Source organism: Candidatus Leptofilum sp. (assembly GCF_965223285.1).
Taxonomy (GTDB): domain Bacteria; phylum Chloroflexota; class Anaerolineae; order Promineifilales; family Promineifilaceae; genus Leptofilum.
On sequence record NZ_OZ244997.1, the window covers coordinates 2,311,985 to 2,331,111 of the forward strand.

The following is a 19,127-nucleotide window of genomic DNA, read 5'->3' on the forward strand; positions in this document are numbered from 1 at the left end:
TTAACTGCTCCTTTCAAAGGACTCTTTCTTCGGGAATAGTGACTGAAGCCAACGTAAACCGTTTGCGCTCTAGCGCGGGTTGGTTAGCCATCACCTGACCGACTAAATTGATAATTTGTGTTTGAAATGCAATTCGCTCTTCGTCCGTCAGGTAAATCACAGCACGGTTGTAGCTGAGTCCTTCGCTGGCAAAGTCGGCTGGGTCAGACTGCTGAGCGTAGCGGGCAAAGGTATCAATAAGGGCTGCCGCAAAGGTGGAGAAGTAACGCACATGTTGCTCTGCGGAAACTGATTGCATTTCATCAGCCGTTAACCGTGCCGAACCGGATACCACCCCATACGTCCGCTCGGTCGCCCCATTCACCACCTGCTCTGCGACTACTTCAAATATGCCACCATCTAGTAGCCGCCTAATGTGTCGATACAGCGTTGCCTGGGCGACATCAGACATGGCCGCCGCCAATTGGCGCGGTGTCATCTGCCGTCCCGCCAGCTCGGTTACTAGCCGCATTCGCACCGGATGAAGTAACAAGTCACTTTTGGATTGAGTCATCGCATCACCTTTCTCATGATTGATAACGGTATTGTATTCTCAAAAGTGATAATAGTCAATACCCAATTCCGTAAACAGTATTCAGTAGTCAGTGAACAGTTACTGCTTACCGCATACCAACCACTGACTACAGATAACAGTTTGCCCGCCGGTTCCCTGCTGGCTACAATGCACACCATGTACCAGCAAAGTATTATTGTGCGTACAAAACTTGTGCCACCCCGCCCCGCGCAGCACACGCTCCCCCGCGAGCGGATTAAGCAACGACTGCTAGCAGCACAAAACCACCGCCTTACCATTGTGCAGGCAGGCACGGGCTACGGTAAAAGCACCGCCCTGGCCACGCTGGCCTCCAGCCAGCAGGCAACGGCTCACTTTGTGTGGTACCGGGTAGAGGCAGAGGACAGCGATGCCCAACCCTTTTTACTACATCTGCTGCACGGCTTTGGCATTGCCCTGCCCAACTTGTCTGACGCGCCCCTAGCCGCTTTAGAAGCGTGGGCACAGGAGCCACAAACCCCCAACTGGACGGCCGTTACCGACAGCCTCATCAACGAACTGGCTCAGGGTCTGAATCAACCGACGTTTTTGGTGTTGGACGATGTGCATCTCATCAATGACAGCAGCGAACCCATCCGCATTTTAGACCGACTCATCGGCCTGGCTCCAGAAAACTTGCACATCATCTTGGCAACCCGCTACCCGCTGTCGCTTCCTTCGCTGCTCACCTGGCGCGTCAAGGGGCAGGTGCTGGAAATTGGTCAAGAAGAACTGGCTTTCACCCCCGGCGAAATTGATGCGCTTTTCCGTGATACGTATGGCCATGCCCTCTCGCTGGAGCAAGCCGCGATGGTGATCAGTCGCATTGAAGGGTGGCCGATTGCCCTGCATCTGATTTGGCAGCAGTTACAGCGTGATGGTGGCGCGTCGCTGGCACAAGCATTGAGCCAGCTTTCTGGCTCGGCCAGCGATCTGTTCCAATTTTTAGCCCAAGAGGTATTGAACCAACAGCCGGACGATGTGCAGGCATTTTTGCGAGAAACGGCCGTTCTGCGTGAAATGACCACCCCGCTATGCAACCAGCTACGCCGCCACCAGGACAGCCAGCAACTGCTGCGCTACCTGTTGGAAAAAGGGCTGTTTGTTGTCAATTTGGGCAATGGCTACGTGCGCTACCATCATTTATTCCGAGAACTCCTGCTGAGCCAGCTAACCAGCAATGAAGCTGACACGCTCAACCAGCAGGCAGCCACCATCTACCAGCAGCAAGGGGAAGACGAGGAGGCAATTTACCATTTGTTAGCGGCAAAAGCGTTTGAAAAAACGGCCGTCCTCCTCACCACGTTGGGCCGCAGGCTGGTGCGTTTAGGTCGATTAGACACGTTGGCGGGCTGGATTGGCCGCCTGCCACCAGACATTTTGGCCCACTACCCTGCCCTGCTCACCTATCTGGGCGACATCGCCCGGCTGCATTCCCGCTTCGACGAAGCGTTGGGCTGGTACCAACAGGCTGAGCAGCGCGGACGCGCCTTGGCAGACCGGCGCGCCATCGGCCAGGCACTGCGCGGGCAGGCGCGAGTGTACCTGGACACAGTTAACGCCACCAAAGGTGAGGAACTGCTGCAAGCAGCCTTGCGCCTCTCTGACGGGCAGGAAGATCGGGAAAGCCAGGCGCGACTGCTGGAGCTGCTGGCAGAAAATCTCCTAAACCAGGGGCGGCTGCGCGAGGCAGAAGATTATCAGGCACAAGCACAGATTTTGCTTGATCAAGGGCATGGCCCGGCCGAGCTGCCCGTGCGGATGCTGCTGCGGACGGGTCGGCTGGCAGAAGCGCGAGAGATTTTAGAAGCGCAGGCAGAAAAAGAGGAACAATCTCCGGTGCTGCGCCCGCGCGCCCACCGGGAAACGCTGCTGCTGCTGTCGCTGATTTTGTCGTACCAAGGTGAGGCAGAGAAGGCCTTAGCAACGGCCGTTTCTGGCATAAATCGGGGGCGCGAACTCAACTCTGGCTTTATTACGGCCGTTGGCCATTGCCGCCAGGGGCACGCCTGGCTGCTGCACAAAAACGAGCATGGGTATGAGCAAGCTCGCCATTCGTTCCAGCAAGCGGTGACAATTGGCGAACAGATGGACGTGCCACGACTCAAAATTGAGGCGTTTTGGGGGCTGTGCCAGGCCTACGGCTTCCCCGGCGACCATGAGGCGGCACTCGCCTACGCCAGAGAGGGCATTGCTCTGGCGCGGCTGCACGGCGATGAATGGGTAGAAATGTGCATTCGCCTAACGATGGGGTCTACCTACACCTTGCTGGGCATGACCCCAGAAGCAAATGAATGGCTGGCACAGGCGGGCAATGGCTTTCATGATTGCAGCGACGTTTTTGGGGAAACGGCCGTTCGTCTTTGGCGCTGTCTGCTCTGGCACCAAACCGGGGACGAGACGCGCCTAAGACGCGATTTGGACATGTTGCTGCCGCAAATTAGCCGCCATCGGTTTGAATTTTTGTTCCTGCGGCGCACCCTGCTGGGGCCGCCCGATCCCCGCGTCCTGGTCCCGCTACTGCTCTTTGCCCGTGACCATAGCCAGCACGCGGCCGTTGCCGAGGCGATCTTAACGCAATTAGGATTGAGCCAGCTTGAGCGACATCCAGGCTACCAGTTACGCATTCAAACGTTAGGCGCATTCCGCATTTGGCTGGGGGATGAGGAGCTGCCCAGCAAGGCGTGGCGGCGCAAAAAATCGCGCCAGCTTTTCCAACTATTGCTCACGCATCGGGGGACGCTGCTCCACCGGGACCAAATCGCAGAAATGTTGTGGCCAGAGCTAAATCCTGAGGGTGCGGTGCGCGACTTCAAGATTGCCTTTAGCGCGATGTGCTCGGTGCTGGAGCCAAATCGGAAGCGCAATGCCCCTTCGGCATTTGTGGTGCGAGACGGCAGCCGATACGGCTTGCGGGAGGAGTCGGATGTGTGGTTGGATACGGCCGTTTTTGAGCAGCAGATCGACGAGGGAAACCAACTTTATCAGCAAGATGTAGAGCAAGCAGTGGAATGTTATGAAACGGCCGTGGCTCTCTACAAAGGCAACTACCTGCAAGCCTATCCCTACGAAAGCTGGACACACGAAGCGCGTGAGCGACTTTCGGCCCGCTATCTGCATGCCGCCGATCGCCTGGCTCAGTGGCAAGCAGAGCAGCAAAACTGGGAAGCAGTCATCAGCCTCTGCCAAGCCATCTTGCAGCAAGATGACTGTTGGGAAGATGCGTACCGCCTGCTCATCCAAGCACATGTCGCCCTAGGCAATCGTGTACAGGCCGTACGCACCTACCAGCGATGCGAATCTGCCCTGCAAGCCGGATTGGGCGTGCCGCCCGCCCCCGCCACCACACAGCTCTATCAAACAATTCGATAACTTTCCCCTCTAAAGTTATAATCAGCCGCATGAATGCGAATTATCCCGACAGAAAAATTCTTGCCCATTTGCCCACCCCGCTGGAAAAATTGGAACGTCTCAGCAAACATCTGGGCGGCCCCGATATTTATATGAAGCGAGATGATCAAACTGGCTTGGCCACCGGCGGCAACAAAACCCGTAAGCTGGAGTTTTTGGTAGCAGATGCAATAGCACAAGGCTGTGACCATCTGATTACCACCGGAGCACCACAAAGCAACCATTGTCGGCAAACGGCCGCTGCCGCTGCACATTGTGGGTTAGGGTGCAGTCTCGTTTTGCGGGGAGAACCACAAAGTCAGATGCAAGGTAACTTGCTGCTAAACAAGCTGTTGGGGGCACATCTGTACTGGACGGGGGATCGCAATCGCCAGGAAGTGATGGCCGAAGTAGCCAATGAACAGCGGGCGATGGGGCATAAGCCCTACACTATTCCGCTGGGCGGCTCCAACGTGATGGGTGCCACCAGCTACGTGTTGGCCATGAAAGAGCTAACGGAGCAGCTGCAGGCCGCCAGCATCAACATAGACTTCATCGTCTTTGCCAGCAGCAGCGGCGGCACCCAGGCGGGCCTCGTACTGGGCGCGGAACTGTATGGTTTTCGCGGGCAAATTTTGGGCATCAGCGTCGATCATCCCGCTGAGGAGTTGCAGATGCAAGTGTCGGCATTGGCCACGGCCACGGCCACCCATCTAGGCGTTGGGACCGTCTCCATTGCCAACCGCGTAGAGGTGAACGACGATTATTTAGGTGACGGCTACGCGATGGTAAGCGAAACCGAGCGGGAAGCAATTCAAATGGTGGCCCAGTTGGAGGGCATTTTGCTCGATCCGGTTTACACCGGGCGAGCCATGGGCGGCCTCATTGATTTGATACGCTGGGGGGCGTTCACCCGTGGGCAAAGTGTCCTCTTCTGGCACACTGGCGGTGCAGCCGCCTTGCCCGCCTTTGTGGATAAACTTTTGCCATAATTCGTGCTAACAAGACAAATCTGATGAGTTGGGAATCAATTGCAAATGAATATCTAATACCAATTTGGTTCTTTGGATTATTGTTTTGGGCAATATGGTTTACGATCAAAATATCTAGCTTCAAACGTCAAACAAGGCTTCAAAGAGCCATTAGCAAACCTCAACTAAGTCAGTTACGGACTCAATTATTTAGAAGCATTTTTTGGATATTTTTGCCTAGTTTCTCTTTATTTTTCCTCCCTTACGGTGAAAGCACAATTACCGGAGCAATTACCACCACTCTTTTTTGCTTTATCCCTTTGTTTTTAACGTCTTTAGGGGCTCTTGAATACGAAATTTGGTTTTTTCGTCGTGCAAATTTTCCCTTCACAGACCAAGCAGTTGCGCCGATTCCAGAGCCACCTCCGCCGCCCCCGCATGCTGGTAAAAGTTTTGAAGATCTCTCAAAAGAATTAGAGCAAGCTATGAAGGATTTAGAGGAAAACAGATGAGTTAATCTGTACGGTATTCGGCTTTGGCTTCGGCAACGGCCGTTACCAATACCTCCTCTCTCACCCCCTGCCGCCGCAAACTTTCCATCAGCCGAGAAAGCTCCGTCTCTTGATCCAGTCGCTCTAAATCTGCACGCAGACCTTGCCCAACATAAGCCCGCATCAGCGGCTGGTAGCCAGAAAAGCCCAGTAGCGGCGCAATTCGTTTCAGCTCCTCAACTACATCCTCCGGCATCCGAATACTCACCATCACTTTTTTACGATTGGGTTGCAATCTTGCCTTCAATTTATCCACGCTCATACTGTTTTCTCTCACTGTTTTTTGCCAATCGTGCCGAAATCAAACGAACGTCATCCCCGCGCCAGACATATGTGACAAACAGAATCTGCCAACTTTTTGTCATACCGAGTACATGATGCCGTCGTTCCCCTCCTTCAATCTTGTCCTGTAATGACATTAAAAAAGGGTCAAAGAACAGTTCAACGGCCGTTTGGAAATCAATGCCATGTTTCCTGAAATTAGCGTACGCTTTCTCAGTGTCCCATTCAAAGTTGATACCCCGATAATGAATTCTTTCATCCATGATATTTTATATGCTTGTATTTACAATGTCAATACGTTTTATTCTACTACGGTGACCCTGGCTAGAAAGAACGCATTCGTCTCGCCGTCCGGAGAGGTGATGGACAGACGGTCGGCGGGATTGGCCTGATCGTAGAGGCCAAGCAGAAGTTCGTAGTTGCCGGAGGGCAAATCGGTAGGAATGAGCAGACCGTGGTTGTCTAGCATAACGTCGCCTGGCTGCCAGGTGGTGGTGAGGGCCAAGCCGCCACCCGGTTCGCTGTCTCGCTGGCTGACAAGGTTGCCGTTGGCGTCCAGCAAGTGCAGGAAGACTTTGTAGCGCGTTTGGAGGGGTACGGCCGTTTCCCAAAACAAGGTCACCTCCACAATATCCCCCGGACGCAGGCGGGTTTCCCCCAGCGTATAGCCGTTGAGTGTGATTGATTCGCCGAAAGGAAGAGAAACGGCCGTTGCCATCTCGGTTGCTGGTGCAGAAGGAATGGCATACGTCACAAAGCGCACATCCCCATACCATTCATCCGTCGCTTTGAAGGCATGGGCGTCCAGCCAACGCTCAATCAGCCGCTCCGGATCACGCTGGGCTTCCCCCCAAAAAATGGCGTAGAGACGGCCGTGCTGCGCCGCAATCTGGCTCAGGGTGGCATCAATTTCGTCGGGATTGGGGCGGCTGCGCCCTTCTGGCAAGGGATAAACATTGCCGTCATCGGGGAAGTAGTAGGTGAACGCCTCCCACTGGTTGGCGGCGTTCAAAATCACCCCTGCATTCGGATGGTCTTCAGCCAAAATGCGGCTGGCCATGCCCCGATAATCGGCACGGGTGTAGGTGGGGTCTGTGTACATATTTTGCAGTGATTGCATCATTCCCCACGACAACACTAGCAAGCAGATGCTCACCAGCAAACGCAAGCCACGCTGATTGGTATAAGTAAAGGCTGCTGCCAGCCAAATCAGCCAAAATGGTGCGGCGACCATTAAAAATTTATGGAATTCAGCCTCAGTGGTGCCAGTGGCAAACATCATGCCTAGCGGCACAATGACACCGAGCAGTGGCAGGATAAGTTTGGTACGGCCGTATACCAACCCCAGCCCCAACAAAGCAAACACCAGCCACAATAAACCAGCCTCTACTTCAACTGTTTGGCCAAAGGTGAGGAAGTGAGAAACGGCCGTACCAAATTCCCCGATCCCCGGACGGCTAACCGGATCACTGCCAAACTGGTCCAGAAAAATAGGCAGCCAAGGAGCGTAGAGCAGCAAGGTGGTCAGCATAAGGAGCGGCCAATGCTTAATGGTTAACGGTAAATTGTTAATGTTGAATGGTTTTGACGGTGATTGGATAATTTTGATGAGGATGAAAACATTGTGGACAAGGAGAACCGCCGGAAAAAAGTAATGCGTATACAAACCCGCCGCCGCACACAGCACATATGCCCCACCCCACAACCAACGCCGATTACCGTTCACCACTAACGGATTACTGATCATCGACAACCAACGCAGCAACAACACGGTAGCCAGCACCGCCCACAGACCAAGCAGCGCATACATCCGCGCTTCCTGACTGTAATAGACCATCGCTGGATTGATGGCCAGCAACAGTGCTGCAAGCCACCCTAACAACCAGCCTTTGCGTTGACCTCCGCGCCTTCGCGCCTTTGCGTTAAGATTTTTCGCCAACACAAACGTCAACGGCACGGTGAACAGCCCGGCAAACAAAGACAATGACCGCAGCCCAAACTCACTATCACCCACCAGCTTACGCCACTGGTTTAGCAGCAAATAGTAAAGGGGCGGATGAATATCGCTGGCTGTGCCTTCGATAATGAGCGGAATGGTGCGCTCGCTGAGCCGGGCACTGTTTCCTTCATCGTTCCAAAAGGACTGCACTTCCAGATTGTGTACGCGCAAGCCAAAAGCCAGCAGCAAAATCGCCACAAGAAGGTATTTTTTTGCCACAGAGGACACAGAGAAAAAGGAGGTCGCGGTGTAATTTTCGGGACTATGGCTCATCGGGGGTTAACCAGCGGAGTGTGGCAAAAAAGAGGATGGCGAGGGAAGGGATGAAGAGGAACGGCCGTATCCTCATCCAATCATACTGCCAGGCCGGTTTGGGGGATGGCTCAATACGCTCCGGCACATCTGCAACCAACGCCTCATACACCGACTGTGGCGTAAAATCTGCGTCCATCAACCGGAAGTAGTAAAACGATTGGTCAATCTCACTGTCATCCTTGCGCTTGAGGAACCAATAATTGATAACACCCACCCAGGGCCACTCTGATTGCGCTCGTTCATACGCTTCCAAAGCAAAACGAGCCTGCTGCTCCGGCGTCACGCGGCCAAAGCGGGCATCCATGCCCTCTGGCACCGTGTTCCAACCTAGCTCAGAAATCCAAATTGGTTTATCGGCATCCCCGTGGCGCACCATCACATCACGCAAATACAAATTGTGCGGGTAGTTGATGACATTAGGCTTTAGCCGCTGGTCCAGCGCGCCAGACCAAAGCCCATACCCTTGCGCCGACATCACGTCGAAACAGTCGCCAGCCCCGGCCGCATACATCCGCTCTAGAAAGATGAGGTCGTTCAGGTTGGCGTCGTTGATGGCCACGGTAGGCGTAAGTGCCCCAGCCAGCACCACCGCCCCTGAATTCACCTCTTTGATGCGACGATAGGCGGTGCAAAGCAATTCTGTATACTGCTCGGGGCTAACGGGTTGGTGAATGCCCCACTCTTCGTTGCCGTTGGGTTCATTCCAAAGTTGGTAGTAGCGGATACGGCCGTTGTATCGCTCCGCTACCGCCGCTGCAAAGTCACCAAAATCTTCATAATTATCCGGGGGCGCAAAAGAGCCTGTGGTTTCCACTGGCAGCGAGCGGCTCCAATCAGGCGGATTGCTCAAACGGGCAATAATCTCAATATCAAACGACTCCGCCAAATCGACAATGTTGTCGTACTTTTCCCAGGCAGAGCGGAACGGCTCATGCCGCCGATCTTCAAAATCCGCCTTGCCGTGAATCTCAATATCTTCCCAAACAAACTCTTGCCGAATAAATTGAAACCCAGCCCGGTTGGCCATCTGCAAGCTGAGGGCACGCTTTTCAATTTCAGCTTCTTGCTCCAAAAAGGTGTTGACGCCAAATGGGGAAATGTTTACATGGTCAGGAATGGTGTCTGGTGCGAGTAAGGGCTGGGGGCGAACGGCCGTATTCAGCCAATGCACCACGCCGCGCAGTTGCGCCAACGGTTTGTCCTCACCCGTAAGTTCATACAAAGAGCCAACTGGTGGCCACAACGCCACTAAAAACAACAAGCCACTAACCACTACAACCAATCGCTTCCACATAGCGCAGGATTATAGTCTAGCCTCAAGTGACAGTCACCTTTAACTATTTTCTTCTGAAAAGCATTCATTAGGTGACTGTCACTTTTCATGATGCACTGCGTCAGATAATCATGTAGAATGTCACTGCTTTTGCGACGGAAACGGCCGTATGATAGACTTTTCTCCAGCTCAGCGGCACGTTGAGCAGGCGGCTTTCCAACAGAAATAAACAAGAGGGATACGCATGTTATCACCAATCGAGAAGGTACTATTTGCATTTTTAGTTCTTGTCTGCGCCGTAGCCACTATCAATACCTTCGGCCAGATGATCAAAATCATCAATCGTGGCCAGGGCAAGCTCAAGCTAGATGAGTTACCCCGCCGCGCCATGACTGGCCTCGTCGCCCTCTTTTCGCAAGGGCGCATCATTCGCCACCGCAAACTTTCTTCTATCTTCCATTATGCCGTCGCCTGGGGCTTCATTTTTTATCAACTGGTCAATGCGGTTGAAGTTGCTGAAGGACTCATCACTGGCTTTGAGTTTTTACATGACAATATTGTAGGGGATATCTTCCGTTTAGCTGCCGATATTTTAGGAGCTTTGGTATTTATCGCCGTCCTTTACTTCATAGTACGCCGCTTCGCCTGGGGCGACACAGCACTTACTACTCGTGAAAACGTAACCTTGCATCCCAAAGCGCGTGAAGGCGGCATCAGCAAAGATTCTTTAATTGTTGCTTTATTCATCCTCGTCCACAGCGGCTTCCGCATTATGGCCGTTGCCTTCCTCATTGCCCAACATGGCCCAGACCCGTTCCAGCCAGTTTCAAATTTTGTCGCCCAAACTTTCCTAACAAACGGTTCTGCCTTTGCCCTGGATTTTGGTTGGCATGTCAGTTGGTGGTTTGCTATCGCCTCGCTCGTATTGTTCTTGCCTTACTTCCCCTACACCAAACACGCCCACCTGTTCATGGGGCCAGTCAACTTTATGACCCGCCCCGACCGCACCTATCTGGGCCAAATGCACACGCTGGATTTTGAAGATGAGGAAATTGAACAGTTCGGGGCGGCGACCCTTTTTGATTTAGAACAAACCCAAATTGTGGATGCCTTTGCCTGCATCATGTGCAACCGCTGCCAGGAAGTGTGCCCCGCTTACAACACGGGCAAAGAGCTTTCCCCCGCCGCCATCGAAATCAACAAGCGGTATCACATCCGCGAAAACATGATCGATTTTGCTAGCGGCGGCGAGGCCACCATGCCCTTGCTCGACTTTGCCATTAGCGAAAGTGCCGTGTGGGCCTGCACCGCGTGCGGCCACTGCGTTGATGTTTGCCCCGTCGGAAACACACCCATGCTAGACATCATGGATATTCGCCGCGACCAGGTGCTGATGGCCTCTGCCTTCCCCAACGAGCTAAAAGGGGCGTTTGTAGGCATGGAGCGCATGGGCAACCCGTGGCAATCCACCGAAGGCCGCATGGAATGGGCCAAGCCGCTCGATTTTGATGTACCCACTGTCGAAGAAAATCCTGACTTTGAATATTTGCTTTGGGTTGGCTGCGCCGGTGCTTTTAACCCAGACGCGCAAGAAGTGGTTCGCGCTGTCGCCACCATTATGCACCACGCTAGCATCAGCTTTGCGGTTCTAGGTGATGCCGAAACCTGCACGGGCGACTCCGCTCGCCGCGCTGGCAACGAATACCTCTACTACGAAATGGCACTGGGCAATATCGAGACGCTCAACGCCGCTGGCGTAGACAAAAAGCGCGTTGTCACCAGCTGCCCCCACTGCTTCACTACTATCGGCAAAGAGTATGGGGAGCTGGGCGGTCATTATGATGTGTTCCATCACACGCAGCTCATTTCTGACCTGGTTGGGCGCGGCAAGCTGCGGTTAAATGGGAGTAAACTGGAAAGCGTCACCTACCACGATCCATGTTACCTGGGTCGGCACAACGGGGTTCTCACCGAGCCGCGTGACGCGCTGGCAAAGGCAGGGGCAACGCTGTTAGAGATGGATCGCACCGGCAGTGACTCGTTCTGCTGCGGGGCTGGCGGGGCGCAATATTGGAAGGAAGAAGAGCATGGCTCTGAAGCCGTGAGCATGAATCGCTTCGAGGAAGCACAAAGCACGGGTGCTCAAACACTCGCCGTTGGCTGCCCCTTCTGCGCAACGATGATGGTAGACGCCAACCGCGAAAAAGGTGAGCCGATGCAGGTGAAAGATGTGGCTCAAGTTGTGATGGAAGCGATGGAGTAAGTTTGTTGTTTCTTGAATCAAGGCAACAGCCACCTGAGCGATTCGGGTGGCTGTTTTGTTTTAAACAACTCGCCAAAAAAGTGTAGCCAATGTATTATCAACCTGCATTTCAAACGAATGGAGAAAATAGGCAATTATGCGTAAAAAATTGGCAAGCGTATTGGTTTTTCTGTTGGTAACGGCCGTTCTTACCGCCTGCACTGGTCCACAAAGTTATACCGAAACCTTTGATGCCCCTGGAACCTGGCGGGTAGAAAGCAGCGGTGACGTGGTTGGTGAAGTGCGCGACGGCGTGTTTGACTTCACCGTCAACGCCGATGAGCTAACCAGTTGGACCACAGCGGGTGAAGATTTCAGCGACGGCATCTTTTCAGTCGAAGCCACCCAAGTCGCTGGCCCCAATAACAATGCTTACGGGATGCTCTTCCGTGTGGATGATGAGAATGACAACTTCTATTCCTTCCAAATTTCTGGTGACGGGTATGTTTGGATTGGCCGGTATCAAGATGGCGGGGCAACCGAAGCAGAGCCCATTGTAAATGATTGGTGGTTTGAGTCTCCGGTCATCAACCAGGGGAATGCTACCAACAAACTATCGGTGCAGGCTGAAGGGCAAAATCTTATTTTCTTTGTCAACGATCAGGAAGTGGGGCGCGTAACGGATGATGCGTTCAGCAGCGGTGACATTGGCCTGATGGTACGCACCTTGGGCGTTGGCGGGGTTCAAGTTCAATTTGATAATTTCAATTTAGATCCCCTTCCATTAATACATCGTTAAATAAAAGAAGTAAAAATCTTGTTGATGAGCAAATAGTTCGATAAGCTGGAAGGATGAAAAAAGAACATGTTACCCTCAGTGAAGCAGATCGAGCTTATTTGCAAAACTTGATCAAGAAAGGCAGTTTACCCGCCAAAACCTTTAAACGAGCAACCGCCCTCATCGAATTAGATCGAGGTCGAACCTTTACAGAAGTTGCAGCCATCGTTGGTGTCGTTATCCAAACCGTATCAACCTGGGCCAAAAAATATCAGGATTCAGGGTTGGCTGTCTTAACCGACAAACCAAGGCCAGGCCGCCCAACCGTCATTGACGGACTGCAACGAGCCAAGATCACAGCATTGGCTTGCTCTGACCCGCCAGCAGGATAGGAGAAATGGTCATTGCGGCTATTAGCTGACAAAGCCATCGAGTTGGAATTAGTCGAGACCATTTCCTATGGGGAAGTGCGACTCATTCTCAAAAAAACGAACTCAAACCGCACCTGAAACGATATTGGGTAATTGGCAAGATAACCAGTCGGTTTATTGCCAAAATGGAGCGCATTCTTTGGCTTTATGCCTTGCCTTACAATCCGCTTTACCCGGTTGTCTGCTTTGATGAACGACCCTGTTTTCTCATTGATGATGTGATGCAACCCATTGCTATGCAGAATGGCAAGGTGCGTAAAGAACATTATGCCTACGAAAAAAATGGTTCCTGTGCGCTCTTAGCTGCCATTGAACCATTGACTGGCAACCGCTTGGCGCAAGTGCATCGCCAGCGTACCAAAAAGGAGTTCACCCTGTTTTGCCAAGCCTTAGCAGCCGCTTATCCAGATGCGATCAAGATTCGTCTGGTCTTGGACAATCTGAACACACATGATGAGAGTGCTTTTTACGAAAACTTGCCTGCAGACAAGGCGTTTGCTTTAGCGCAACGATTTGAATTCAATTTCACGCCGAAATCGGCCAGTTGGCTAAACATGATTGAAATTGAGTTTTCAGCACTGACGCGTCTTTGTCTTAATCGTCGGATTCCGACCATTGAGAAACTAGAATCGGAAGTGATGGCATTGATCCCTGAGCGAACGCAAAAACGCATCAAAATTAATTGGCAGTTTTCCATCAAAGATTGCCGCAAAAAGCTAAATGCTCGTTATTCGGTTGTTAATGAGGCAAATTCTAAATTCAAGAAAGCTTAATACTTCTTATTTAACGGTGTAATTAAATTAATAGGAAAATAATTTCATGATCGAAAAAATACCTTTTGGCAGAACAGGACACAACAGCACACGAACCTTGTTTGGTGCGGCCGCTTTGTGGGCTGCATCTCAAGATGAAGCAAATCGGGTTTTGGATTCGCTGTTTGAATATGGGGTGAATCATATTGATACGGCCGCTTCTTACGGCGATGCCGAATTAAGAGTTGGCCCCTGGCTAAAGCAGCATCGCAACGAATTTTTCCTGGCAACCAAAACTGAAAAGCGCACATACAGCGAAGCCAAAGAAGAGCTGCACCGCTCATTGGAGCGTTTGCAAACGGACCACATTGATTTGTGGCAAATGCACATTCTCGTAGAGCCGGATGAGTGGGAAACCGCAATGGGGCCCGACGGTGCGCTAGAAGCATTCATCGAGGCACGTGAGCAAGGGTTGACCCGCTTTTTGGGCGTCACGGGACATGGCGTTAATGTGGCGCAGATGCATTTGAAAAGCCTGGCACGATTTGATTTCGATTCGGTTTTGCTGCCTTACAATCCCACTATGATGCAAAATCCGCAATATGCCGCCGACTTCGAGGAGCTAACGGCCGTTTGCCAACAAAAAAATGTCGCCATACAAACCATCAAAGCACTCTCCAAAGGCCCGTGGGGCGACAAACCCAAAACATACACCACGTGGTACCAACCGTTCAGCACGCAGGCAGAAATTGATTTGGCCGTGCAGTGGGTGCTTAGCCGCCCAGACGTTTTCCTAAACACAGTTGGAGACACAACATTGCTGCCAATGGTTTTGGCGGTGGCAAGTCGAATGGAAACGGCCGTTTCCCAGGCTGCCATCTCTGAAAAAATGAAAAACATCGACATGGAACCATTGTTTGTTTAATTTGGTAACGCCATTATCGAAAGAATTGCAACCAGAAGAAACCAATTCTGTACACACTGCCTCAGCAAGCAGCAATACATCACAAAATTATTATTTTTATGTCAACTGTATTCACGATCACGGAATTTTGGCTATAATATTGCACGATTAAAAGCAAAAGACGGCCGTTTCCCATCTTCCCACATGGCGAACGGCGTATCTTAATTTTCAAAGTAATCTAACCATCGTATCCTTCAATTAACCACACCGAACCGTTGTTACCAATTCGCACAAGGAGTTCCCACACACCCATGCTAGACGCAAAACAGGAGATTGAACCGGAATTAGAGCACGGCAGTGATTCTGAGCCGATATTCATCAGCACTGCCGAAATTTTAAGAGATTACACCCTCGCCAACGAAAGTCGAAACGCCAGCATTATTGGGCGGCGTGAAGTGCTAAGTGGCAAAGCCAAGTTCGGTATCTTTGGCGATGGCAAAGAAGTTGCCCAACTCGCGATGGCAAAAGCGTTTAAGAAAGGCGACTTTCGTTCCGGCTACTACCGCGACCAAACCTTCATGTTTGCCATTGGGGCCGCCACCATCCAGCAATTTTTCGCCCAGCTTTACGCCATTGCTGACGTTTCGCTTGAACCACACTCCGCCGGGCGGCAGATGAACGCCCACTTCGGCACGCGCAGCCTCAACGCCGATGGCACCTGGCGCGACCTCACCCAGCAATTCAATACCTCATCAGACATTTCTCCCACCGGCAGCCAAATGCCGCGCCTGGTGGGGCTTGGCTACGCCTCCCGCCTCTACCGCGAACTGGACGAATTAAAGCATCTCACACAGTTTTCTCGTAACGGCAATGAAGTGGCATTTGGCACCATTGGCAACGCAAGCTGCGCCGAGGGCATGTTCTGGGAAGCCATCAACGCCATTGGCGTGCTGCAAGCTCCAGTGGTGCTTTCCATTTGGGATGACGGGTACGGCATCTCCGTGCCCAATGAATACCAAATCACCAAATCAAACCTGACGGAACTACTACAAGGTTTTCAGCGAGAACCAAACTGCAAAGAAGGCTTTGACATTTACACAGTTAAAGGCTGGGATTACATGGCCCTGGTAGAAACGTACCAAAAAGCGGCCAACATTGCCCGTCGCGATCACGTCCCAGCCATCATCCACGTCATTGAGATGACGCAACCACAGGGGCATTCCACCTCAGGCAGCCATGAGCGGTACAAGTCGGAAGAACGGATGAAGTTTGAAGAAGAATACGACTGCATCCGCAAGATGCGGGAATGGATCATTGATCAACGCATTGCCACCGCCGGCGAGCTGGATCAAATTGAGCGGAATACGCGCAAATCGGTAGAAAATATTCGCACCAAGCTGTGGAAAACCTTCTCACTGCCCATTTATAAAGAGCGGCAAGAAGTCGCAAACATCATCGAGGAAATTGAAATAACATCTCAGCAAAGAGAGGAATTGGCACGATTACGGCGCAAGCTGATGGAGAAAAAGTCACCTTTCCGTCGCGATAACATGGAAGCCATTCAACAAGCGTTGCTGCTGGTGCGTGGCAAACAGTCCCCCGCCATCCAAAAACTGGCTCAGTGGCGCATCAACCAATTAGCCATTAGCAAAGAGCGTTACGGCTCCCATCTGTACAGCCAATCACGGGAATCATACAAAAATGTGCCAGAGATTAAGCCGATTTACGGTGAAAAGCCCACCACGCTGAAAGGGTACGAAGTGCTCAACCACGCCTTCGACGCAATTTTGTCTCGCGACCCACGGGTGATTACCTTTGGCGAAGATGTTGGTCAGCTAGGTGGTGTGAATCAGTCGATGGCAGGAATGCAGGCGAAGTACGGCAAGCTGCGCGTGTCCGACACGGGCATCCGCGAGGCCACCATTTTGGGGCAGGCGATTGGGATGGCACTGCGGGGATTACGGCCGTTAGCTGAAATCCAATACCTCGACTACCTTCCCTATGCCCTGCAAATTATGTCTGACGACCTGGCCACAACCCAGTGGCGCACGCGCGGTGGGCAAAAAGCCCCGGTCATTGTGCGAACGCGCGGCCACAGATTGGAAGGCGTGTGGCACGGCGGTTCCCCAATGGCGGCTGTGGTGCATCTACTGCGCGGGATTCATGTATTGGTGCCGCGCAACATGGTGCAGGCAGTGGGTTTTTACAACACACTGCTGCAAACCGACGAACCGGCTCTGGTTGTAGAAGTATTAAGCGGCTATCGGCTGCGGGAGCGCGTGCCAGACAATCTGGCCGAATTTACGATTCCACTGGGTGTGCCAGAGGTGGTACGCGAAGGGGATGATGTAACCGTGGTAACCTATGGCGCAATGGTGAGCGTGGCCCAACGCGCCGCAGAGATGTTGGCCCGCACGGGCATTGAGGTGGAGCTAATTGATGTGCGCTCGCTATTGCCGTTTGACGTGAACGGCCGTATCCTCGAATCGCTCAAGAAAACCAGCCGCATCCTCTTTTTGGATGAAGACGTGCCCGGTGGAGCCACCGCCTATATGATGCAGGAAGTGATTGAGAAGCAGGGTGGCTTCTACTGGCTAGACAGCGAACCAGCCACGCTGGCCGCCACTGAACATCGCCCGGCCTACGGCTCTGACGGCAACTACTTCTCCAAGCCCAACGCCGAAGACATTTTTACGGCCGTCTACGACATCATGAACGAAGCCGAACCAGCTAGTTTTCCAAGTTTTTATCAGTAAGCAAACCGTTACTAATCTGTGAAGTTGAGATTTTTATCAAAGATTACGCAGATTACGCAGATAAAAATCTTGCCAATCTGCGAAATCTGCTGATTTATTTGCCCAAAATTTGCAACAGGCAAATGAGGGAATGCAGTTGAGGAGCAAATGGCATTTAAAGTTGTTATGCCCGAAATGGGCGAAGGTGTGGTTGAAGGGACAATCTCCCGCTGGCTGAAGCAAGTGGGAGACGCAGTTGATCAATATGAGCCGCTGCTTGAAATTGAAACAGACAAGGTCACAACCGAGGCCACGGCCGAAGAGGCTGGCACGCTGCTGGAAATTTTGATTCCCGAAGGAGAAACGGTAGACGTAGGCACCATTTTGGCCACCATTGGCCAACCGGGTGAAACTGTGCCGCAAAATGGGGAAGCTCCAGCTAAAGACGCAGCACCGGCGCCTGAACCTGTTGTGGCAACTTCAGCAACAGCAACGACCGTTCGCCATCGCCCACAACCCAAGCAATACAAAGGACGCATCAGCCCCGTCGTGGGCCGCATAGCCGCCGAGCATGATGTAGATTTAAACAGGGTCAACGGCACAGGGCGCGACGGCCGTATCACCAAAAAAGATATCCTCGCCTACATCGACCAACGCCAAACCCAACCAGAAATTCAGCCTGTACCCGAACTAACCCCCGCCATCCAAACCCAGGTTCCCGCTCCAGTCACCCCATCACCTGGTCACCCGGTCACCGGGTCACAAATCGTACCGCTCACGAACATACGCCGCGCCATCGCCGAGCATATGGTGCGCAGCAAGCAAACCAGCCCGCACGTAACCACCGTATTTGAATTTGATTTTACGGCCGTTGCCAAACATCGCGCCGCCCACAAAGCACAATTTGCTCGTGACGGTGCCAATCTAACCTTCACCGCCTACATTGTGGCGGCCACGGTAGCTGCGCTAAAGCAGCACCCCATGGTCAACAGCACCTGGACAGATGCGGGTATCGAATTGAAGCGAGAAATCAACATCGGCATGGCTGCCGCCATCGAAGATGGCCTGATTGTGCCGGTGATTAAGGGTGCTGATGGGATGAACCTGCTGGGACTGGCCCGTACCATCAATGACCTCACTACGCGAGCGCGAAACAAACAGCTACAGCCCGCCGATGTGCAGGGCGGCACCTTCTCCATCACCAATCACGGCACGTCTGGCAGCCTGTTTGCCACACCCATCATTAACCAGCCGCAGTGCGGCATTTTGGGCGTGGGCAAAATTGAGAAGCGGGTGAAGGTGATCAATGATGCGATAGCGATACGGCCGTTGGCCTACGTCAGCTTTACCTTCGACCATCGCATTTTGGATGGCAAAACGGCCGATGATTTCGTCAGCAGCATTAAGCAGGTAATCGAAAGCTGGCAGTAGCATAAATCTGAACGCGGCAGCTTTCTGTTCTAAATTTATGCTATACTGGACAAATGATGCAAACGATAACGCTTCAAGTTCCTAGCAAGCTAGCTTCAACAGCCCAAGCAGTTGCCAAGCAAACCAAAAGACCTGTCGAGGAAATCCTGGTTGAATGGCTAAATCATGCTGCCGAGCATCTATCTTTAGAATCATTGACTGATGAACAAATCCTGGCATTGACACAATCAATGATGGAAGCACAGCAGCAAGCAGAATTGTCTGAGTTGCTAGCAAAAAACCGCGAAAATCAATTAACCGCTGCTGACAAGATGCGGCTAGATGGACTTATGCAGCTTTACCGTCAGAGTATGGTACAAAAAGCAGAAGCAATAAAGATTGCTACTGAGCGCGGCCTCATCCCTCCACTTAACTAACAAGCAGTCTTACTGTGCGCCAATACATTCCTACAACGCTAAAGCAGAAAGTTCGTAAAGCTGCA

At 52.3% G+C, this 19,127-nt stretch carries 16 protein-coding genes; 11 read left to right on the forward strand and 5 right to left on the reverse strand.

Annotation, left to right across the window (positions count from 1 at the left end; translation table 11 throughout):
- Window positions 1-13: 13 nt before the first annotated feature.
- Window positions 14-553 carry a helix-turn-helix domain-containing protein gene (locus ACOQPU_RS10650; protein ID WP_420645090.1) on the reverse strand — a complete coding sequence of 180 codons (540 nt, stop codon included), beginning with the start codon at window positions 551-553 and terminating at the stop codon, window positions 14-16.
- Between the two features lie 198 nt (window positions 554-751).
- Between ACOQPU_RS10650 and ACOQPU_RS10655 the strand changes: the two genes are divergently transcribed.
- The 3 genes from ACOQPU_RS10655 to ACOQPU_RS10665 are packed head-to-tail and all read left to right on the forward strand — an operon-like array spanning window position 752 to window position 5,465.
- Complete coding sequence (locus tag ACOQPU_RS10655; protein ID WP_420645091.1) at window positions 752-3,964, forward strand: BTAD domain-containing putative transcriptional regulator; 3,213 nt, start codon at window positions 752-754, stop codon at window positions 3,962-3,964.
- A 29-nt stretch (window positions 3,965-3,993) separates the two neighbouring features.
- Window positions 3,994-4,974, forward strand: coding sequence for a D-cysteine desulfhydrase family protein (locus ACOQPU_RS10660; RefSeq protein ID WP_420645092.1), 981 nt, complete (start codon window positions 3,994-3,996; stop codon window positions 4,972-4,974).
- Window positions 4,975-4,997: 23 nt separating this feature from the next.
- Window positions 4,998-5,465, forward strand: a complete 468-nt coding sequence (locus ACOQPU_RS10665) for a hypothetical protein (protein WP_420645093.1) — start codon at window positions 4,998-5,000, stop codon at window positions 5,463-5,465.
- A 1-nt stretch (window position 5,466) separates the two neighbouring features.
- Here the strand turns inward: ACOQPU_RS10665 and ACOQPU_RS10670 are convergent, their stop codons facing one another.
- The 4 genes from ACOQPU_RS10670 to ACOQPU_RS10685 are packed head-to-tail and all read right to left on the reverse strand — an operon-like array spanning window position 5,467 to window position 9,373.
- Window positions 5,467-5,766 (reverse strand): hypothetical protein, encoded by a 300-nt coding sequence (locus ACOQPU_RS10670; RefSeq protein WP_420645094.1) that lies wholly within the window; start codon window positions 5,764-5,766, stop codon window positions 5,467-5,469.
- Window positions 5,753-6,049 carry a BrnT family toxin gene (locus tag ACOQPU_RS10675; RefSeq protein WP_420645095.1) on the reverse strand — a complete coding sequence of 99 codons (297 nt, stop codon included), beginning with the start codon at window positions 6,047-6,049 and terminating at the stop codon, window positions 5,753-5,755. Before ACOQPU_RS10675 ends, ACOQPU_RS10670 begins: the two co-directional genes overlap by 14 nt.
- Window positions 6,050-6,087: 38 nt before the next feature.
- Window positions 6,088-8,004, reverse strand: coding sequence for a glycosyltransferase family 39 protein (locus ACOQPU_RS10680; RefSeq protein WP_420645096.1), 1,917 nt, complete (start codon window positions 8,002-8,004; stop codon window positions 6,088-6,090).
- Between the two features lie 43 nt (window positions 8,005-8,047).
- On the reverse strand, window positions 8,048-9,373 hold the full coding sequence (locus tag ACOQPU_RS10685) for a cellulase family glycosylhydrolase (RefSeq protein WP_420645825.1): 1,326 nt from the start codon (window positions 9,371-9,373) through the stop codon (window positions 8,048-8,050).
- A 244-nt stretch (window positions 9,374-9,617) separates the two neighbouring features.
- Here ACOQPU_RS10685 and ACOQPU_RS10690 point away from each other — a divergent pair, with 244 nt between their 5' ends.
- The 8 genes from ACOQPU_RS10690 (at window position 9,618) to ACOQPU_RS10725 (ending at window position 19,062) form a co-directional block, all read left to right on the forward strand.
- Entirely contained in the window at window positions 9,618-11,636 is a 2,019-nt protein-coding gene (locus tag ACOQPU_RS10690) for a heterodisulfide reductase-related iron-sulfur binding cluster (RefSeq protein ID WP_420645097.1), read from the forward strand.
- 136 nt (window positions 11,637-11,772) lie between these two features.
- Entirely contained in the window at window positions 11,773-12,414 is a 642-nt protein-coding gene (locus tag ACOQPU_RS10695) for a family 16 glycoside hydrolase (RefSeq protein WP_420645098.1), read from the forward strand.
- A gap of 53 nt (window positions 12,415-12,467) precedes the next feature.
- Window positions 12,468-12,785 (forward strand): helix-turn-helix domain-containing protein, encoded by a 318-nt coding sequence (locus ACOQPU_RS10700; RefSeq protein WP_420640548.1) that lies wholly within the window; start codon window positions 12,468-12,470, stop codon window positions 12,783-12,785.
- A gap of 140 nt (window positions 12,786-12,925) precedes the next feature.
- Window positions 12,926-13,597 carry an IS630 family transposase gene (locus ACOQPU_RS10705; RefSeq protein ID WP_420645815.1) on the forward strand — a complete coding sequence of 224 codons (672 nt, stop codon included), beginning with the start codon at window positions 12,926-12,928 and terminating at the stop codon, window positions 13,595-13,597.
- A 46-nt stretch (window positions 13,598-13,643) separates the two neighbouring features.
- Window positions 13,644-14,501 carry an aldo/keto reductase gene (locus tag ACOQPU_RS10710; RefSeq protein WP_420645099.1) on the forward strand — a complete coding sequence of 286 codons (858 nt, stop codon included), beginning with the start codon at window positions 13,644-13,646 and terminating at the stop codon, window positions 14,499-14,501.
- A 290-nt stretch (window positions 14,502-14,791) separates the two neighbouring features.
- On the forward strand, window positions 14,792-17,236 hold the full coding sequence (locus tag ACOQPU_RS10715; protein ID WP_420645100.1) for an alpha-ketoacid dehydrogenase subunit alpha/beta: 2,445 nt from the start codon (window positions 14,792-14,794) through the stop codon (window positions 17,234-17,236).
- Window positions 17,237-17,383: 147 nt separating this feature from the next.
- The gene (locus ACOQPU_RS10720) at window positions 17,384-18,646 is read left to right on the forward strand and encodes a dihydrolipoamide acetyltransferase family protein (RefSeq protein WP_420645101.1); all 1,263 of its coding nucleotides are present in this window, start codon (window positions 17,384-17,386) and stop codon (window positions 18,644-18,646) included.
- Between the two features lie 53 nt (window positions 18,647-18,699).
- On the forward strand, window positions 18,700-19,062 hold the full coding sequence (locus ACOQPU_RS10725; RefSeq protein WP_420645102.1) for a hypothetical protein: 363 nt from the start codon (window positions 18,700-18,702) through the stop codon (window positions 19,060-19,062).
- Window positions 19,063-19,127: the final 65 nt, after the last annotated feature.

Excerpts from the sequence above, each read along its gene's own strand:
- ACOQPU_RS10650 (WP_420645090.1), bottom strand. The coding sequence starts at position 553 with ATGACTCAATCCAAAAGTGACTTGTTACTTCATCCGGTGCGAATGCGG.
- ACOQPU_RS10660 (WP_420645092.1), top strand. The coding sequence starts at position 3,994 with ATGAATGCGAATTATCCCGACAGAAAAATTCTTGCCCATTTGCCCACC.
- ACOQPU_RS10665 (WP_420645093.1), top strand. The coding sequence starts at position 4,998 with ATGAGTTGGGAATCAATTGCAAATGAATATCTAATACCAATTTGGTTC.
- ACOQPU_RS10670 (WP_420645094.1), bottom strand. The coding sequence starts at position 5,766 with ATGAGCGTGGATAAATTGAAGGCAAGATTGCAACCCAATCGTAAAAAA.
- ACOQPU_RS10675 (WP_420645095.1), bottom strand. The coding sequence starts at position 6,049 with ATGGATGAAAGAATTCATTATCGGGGTATCAACTTTGAATGGGACACT.
- ACOQPU_RS10690 (WP_420645097.1), top strand. The coding sequence starts at position 9,618 with ATGTTATCACCAATCGAGAAGGTACTATTTGCATTTTTAGTTCTTGTC.
- ACOQPU_RS10695 (WP_420645098.1), top strand. The coding sequence starts at position 11,773 with ATGCGTAAAAAATTGGCAAGCGTATTGGTTTTTCTGTTGGTAACGGCC.
- ACOQPU_RS10700 (WP_420640548.1), top strand. The coding sequence starts at position 12,468 with ATGAAAAAAGAACATGTTACCCTCAGTGAAGCAGATCGAGCTTATTTG.
- ACOQPU_RS10710 (WP_420645099.1), top strand. The coding sequence starts at position 13,644 with ATGATCGAAAAAATACCTTTTGGCAGAACAGGACACAACAGCACACGA.
- ACOQPU_RS10715 (WP_420645100.1), top strand. The coding sequence starts at position 14,792 with ATGCTAGACGCAAAACAGGAGATTGAACCGGAATTAGAGCACGGCAGT.
- ACOQPU_RS10720 (WP_420645101.1), top strand. The coding sequence starts at position 17,384 with ATGGCATTTAAAGTTGTTATGCCCGAAATGGGCGAAGGTGTGGTTGAA.
- ACOQPU_RS10725 (WP_420645102.1), top strand. The coding sequence starts at position 18,700 with ATGATGCAAACGATAACGCTTCAAGTTCCTAGCAAGCTAGCTTCAACA.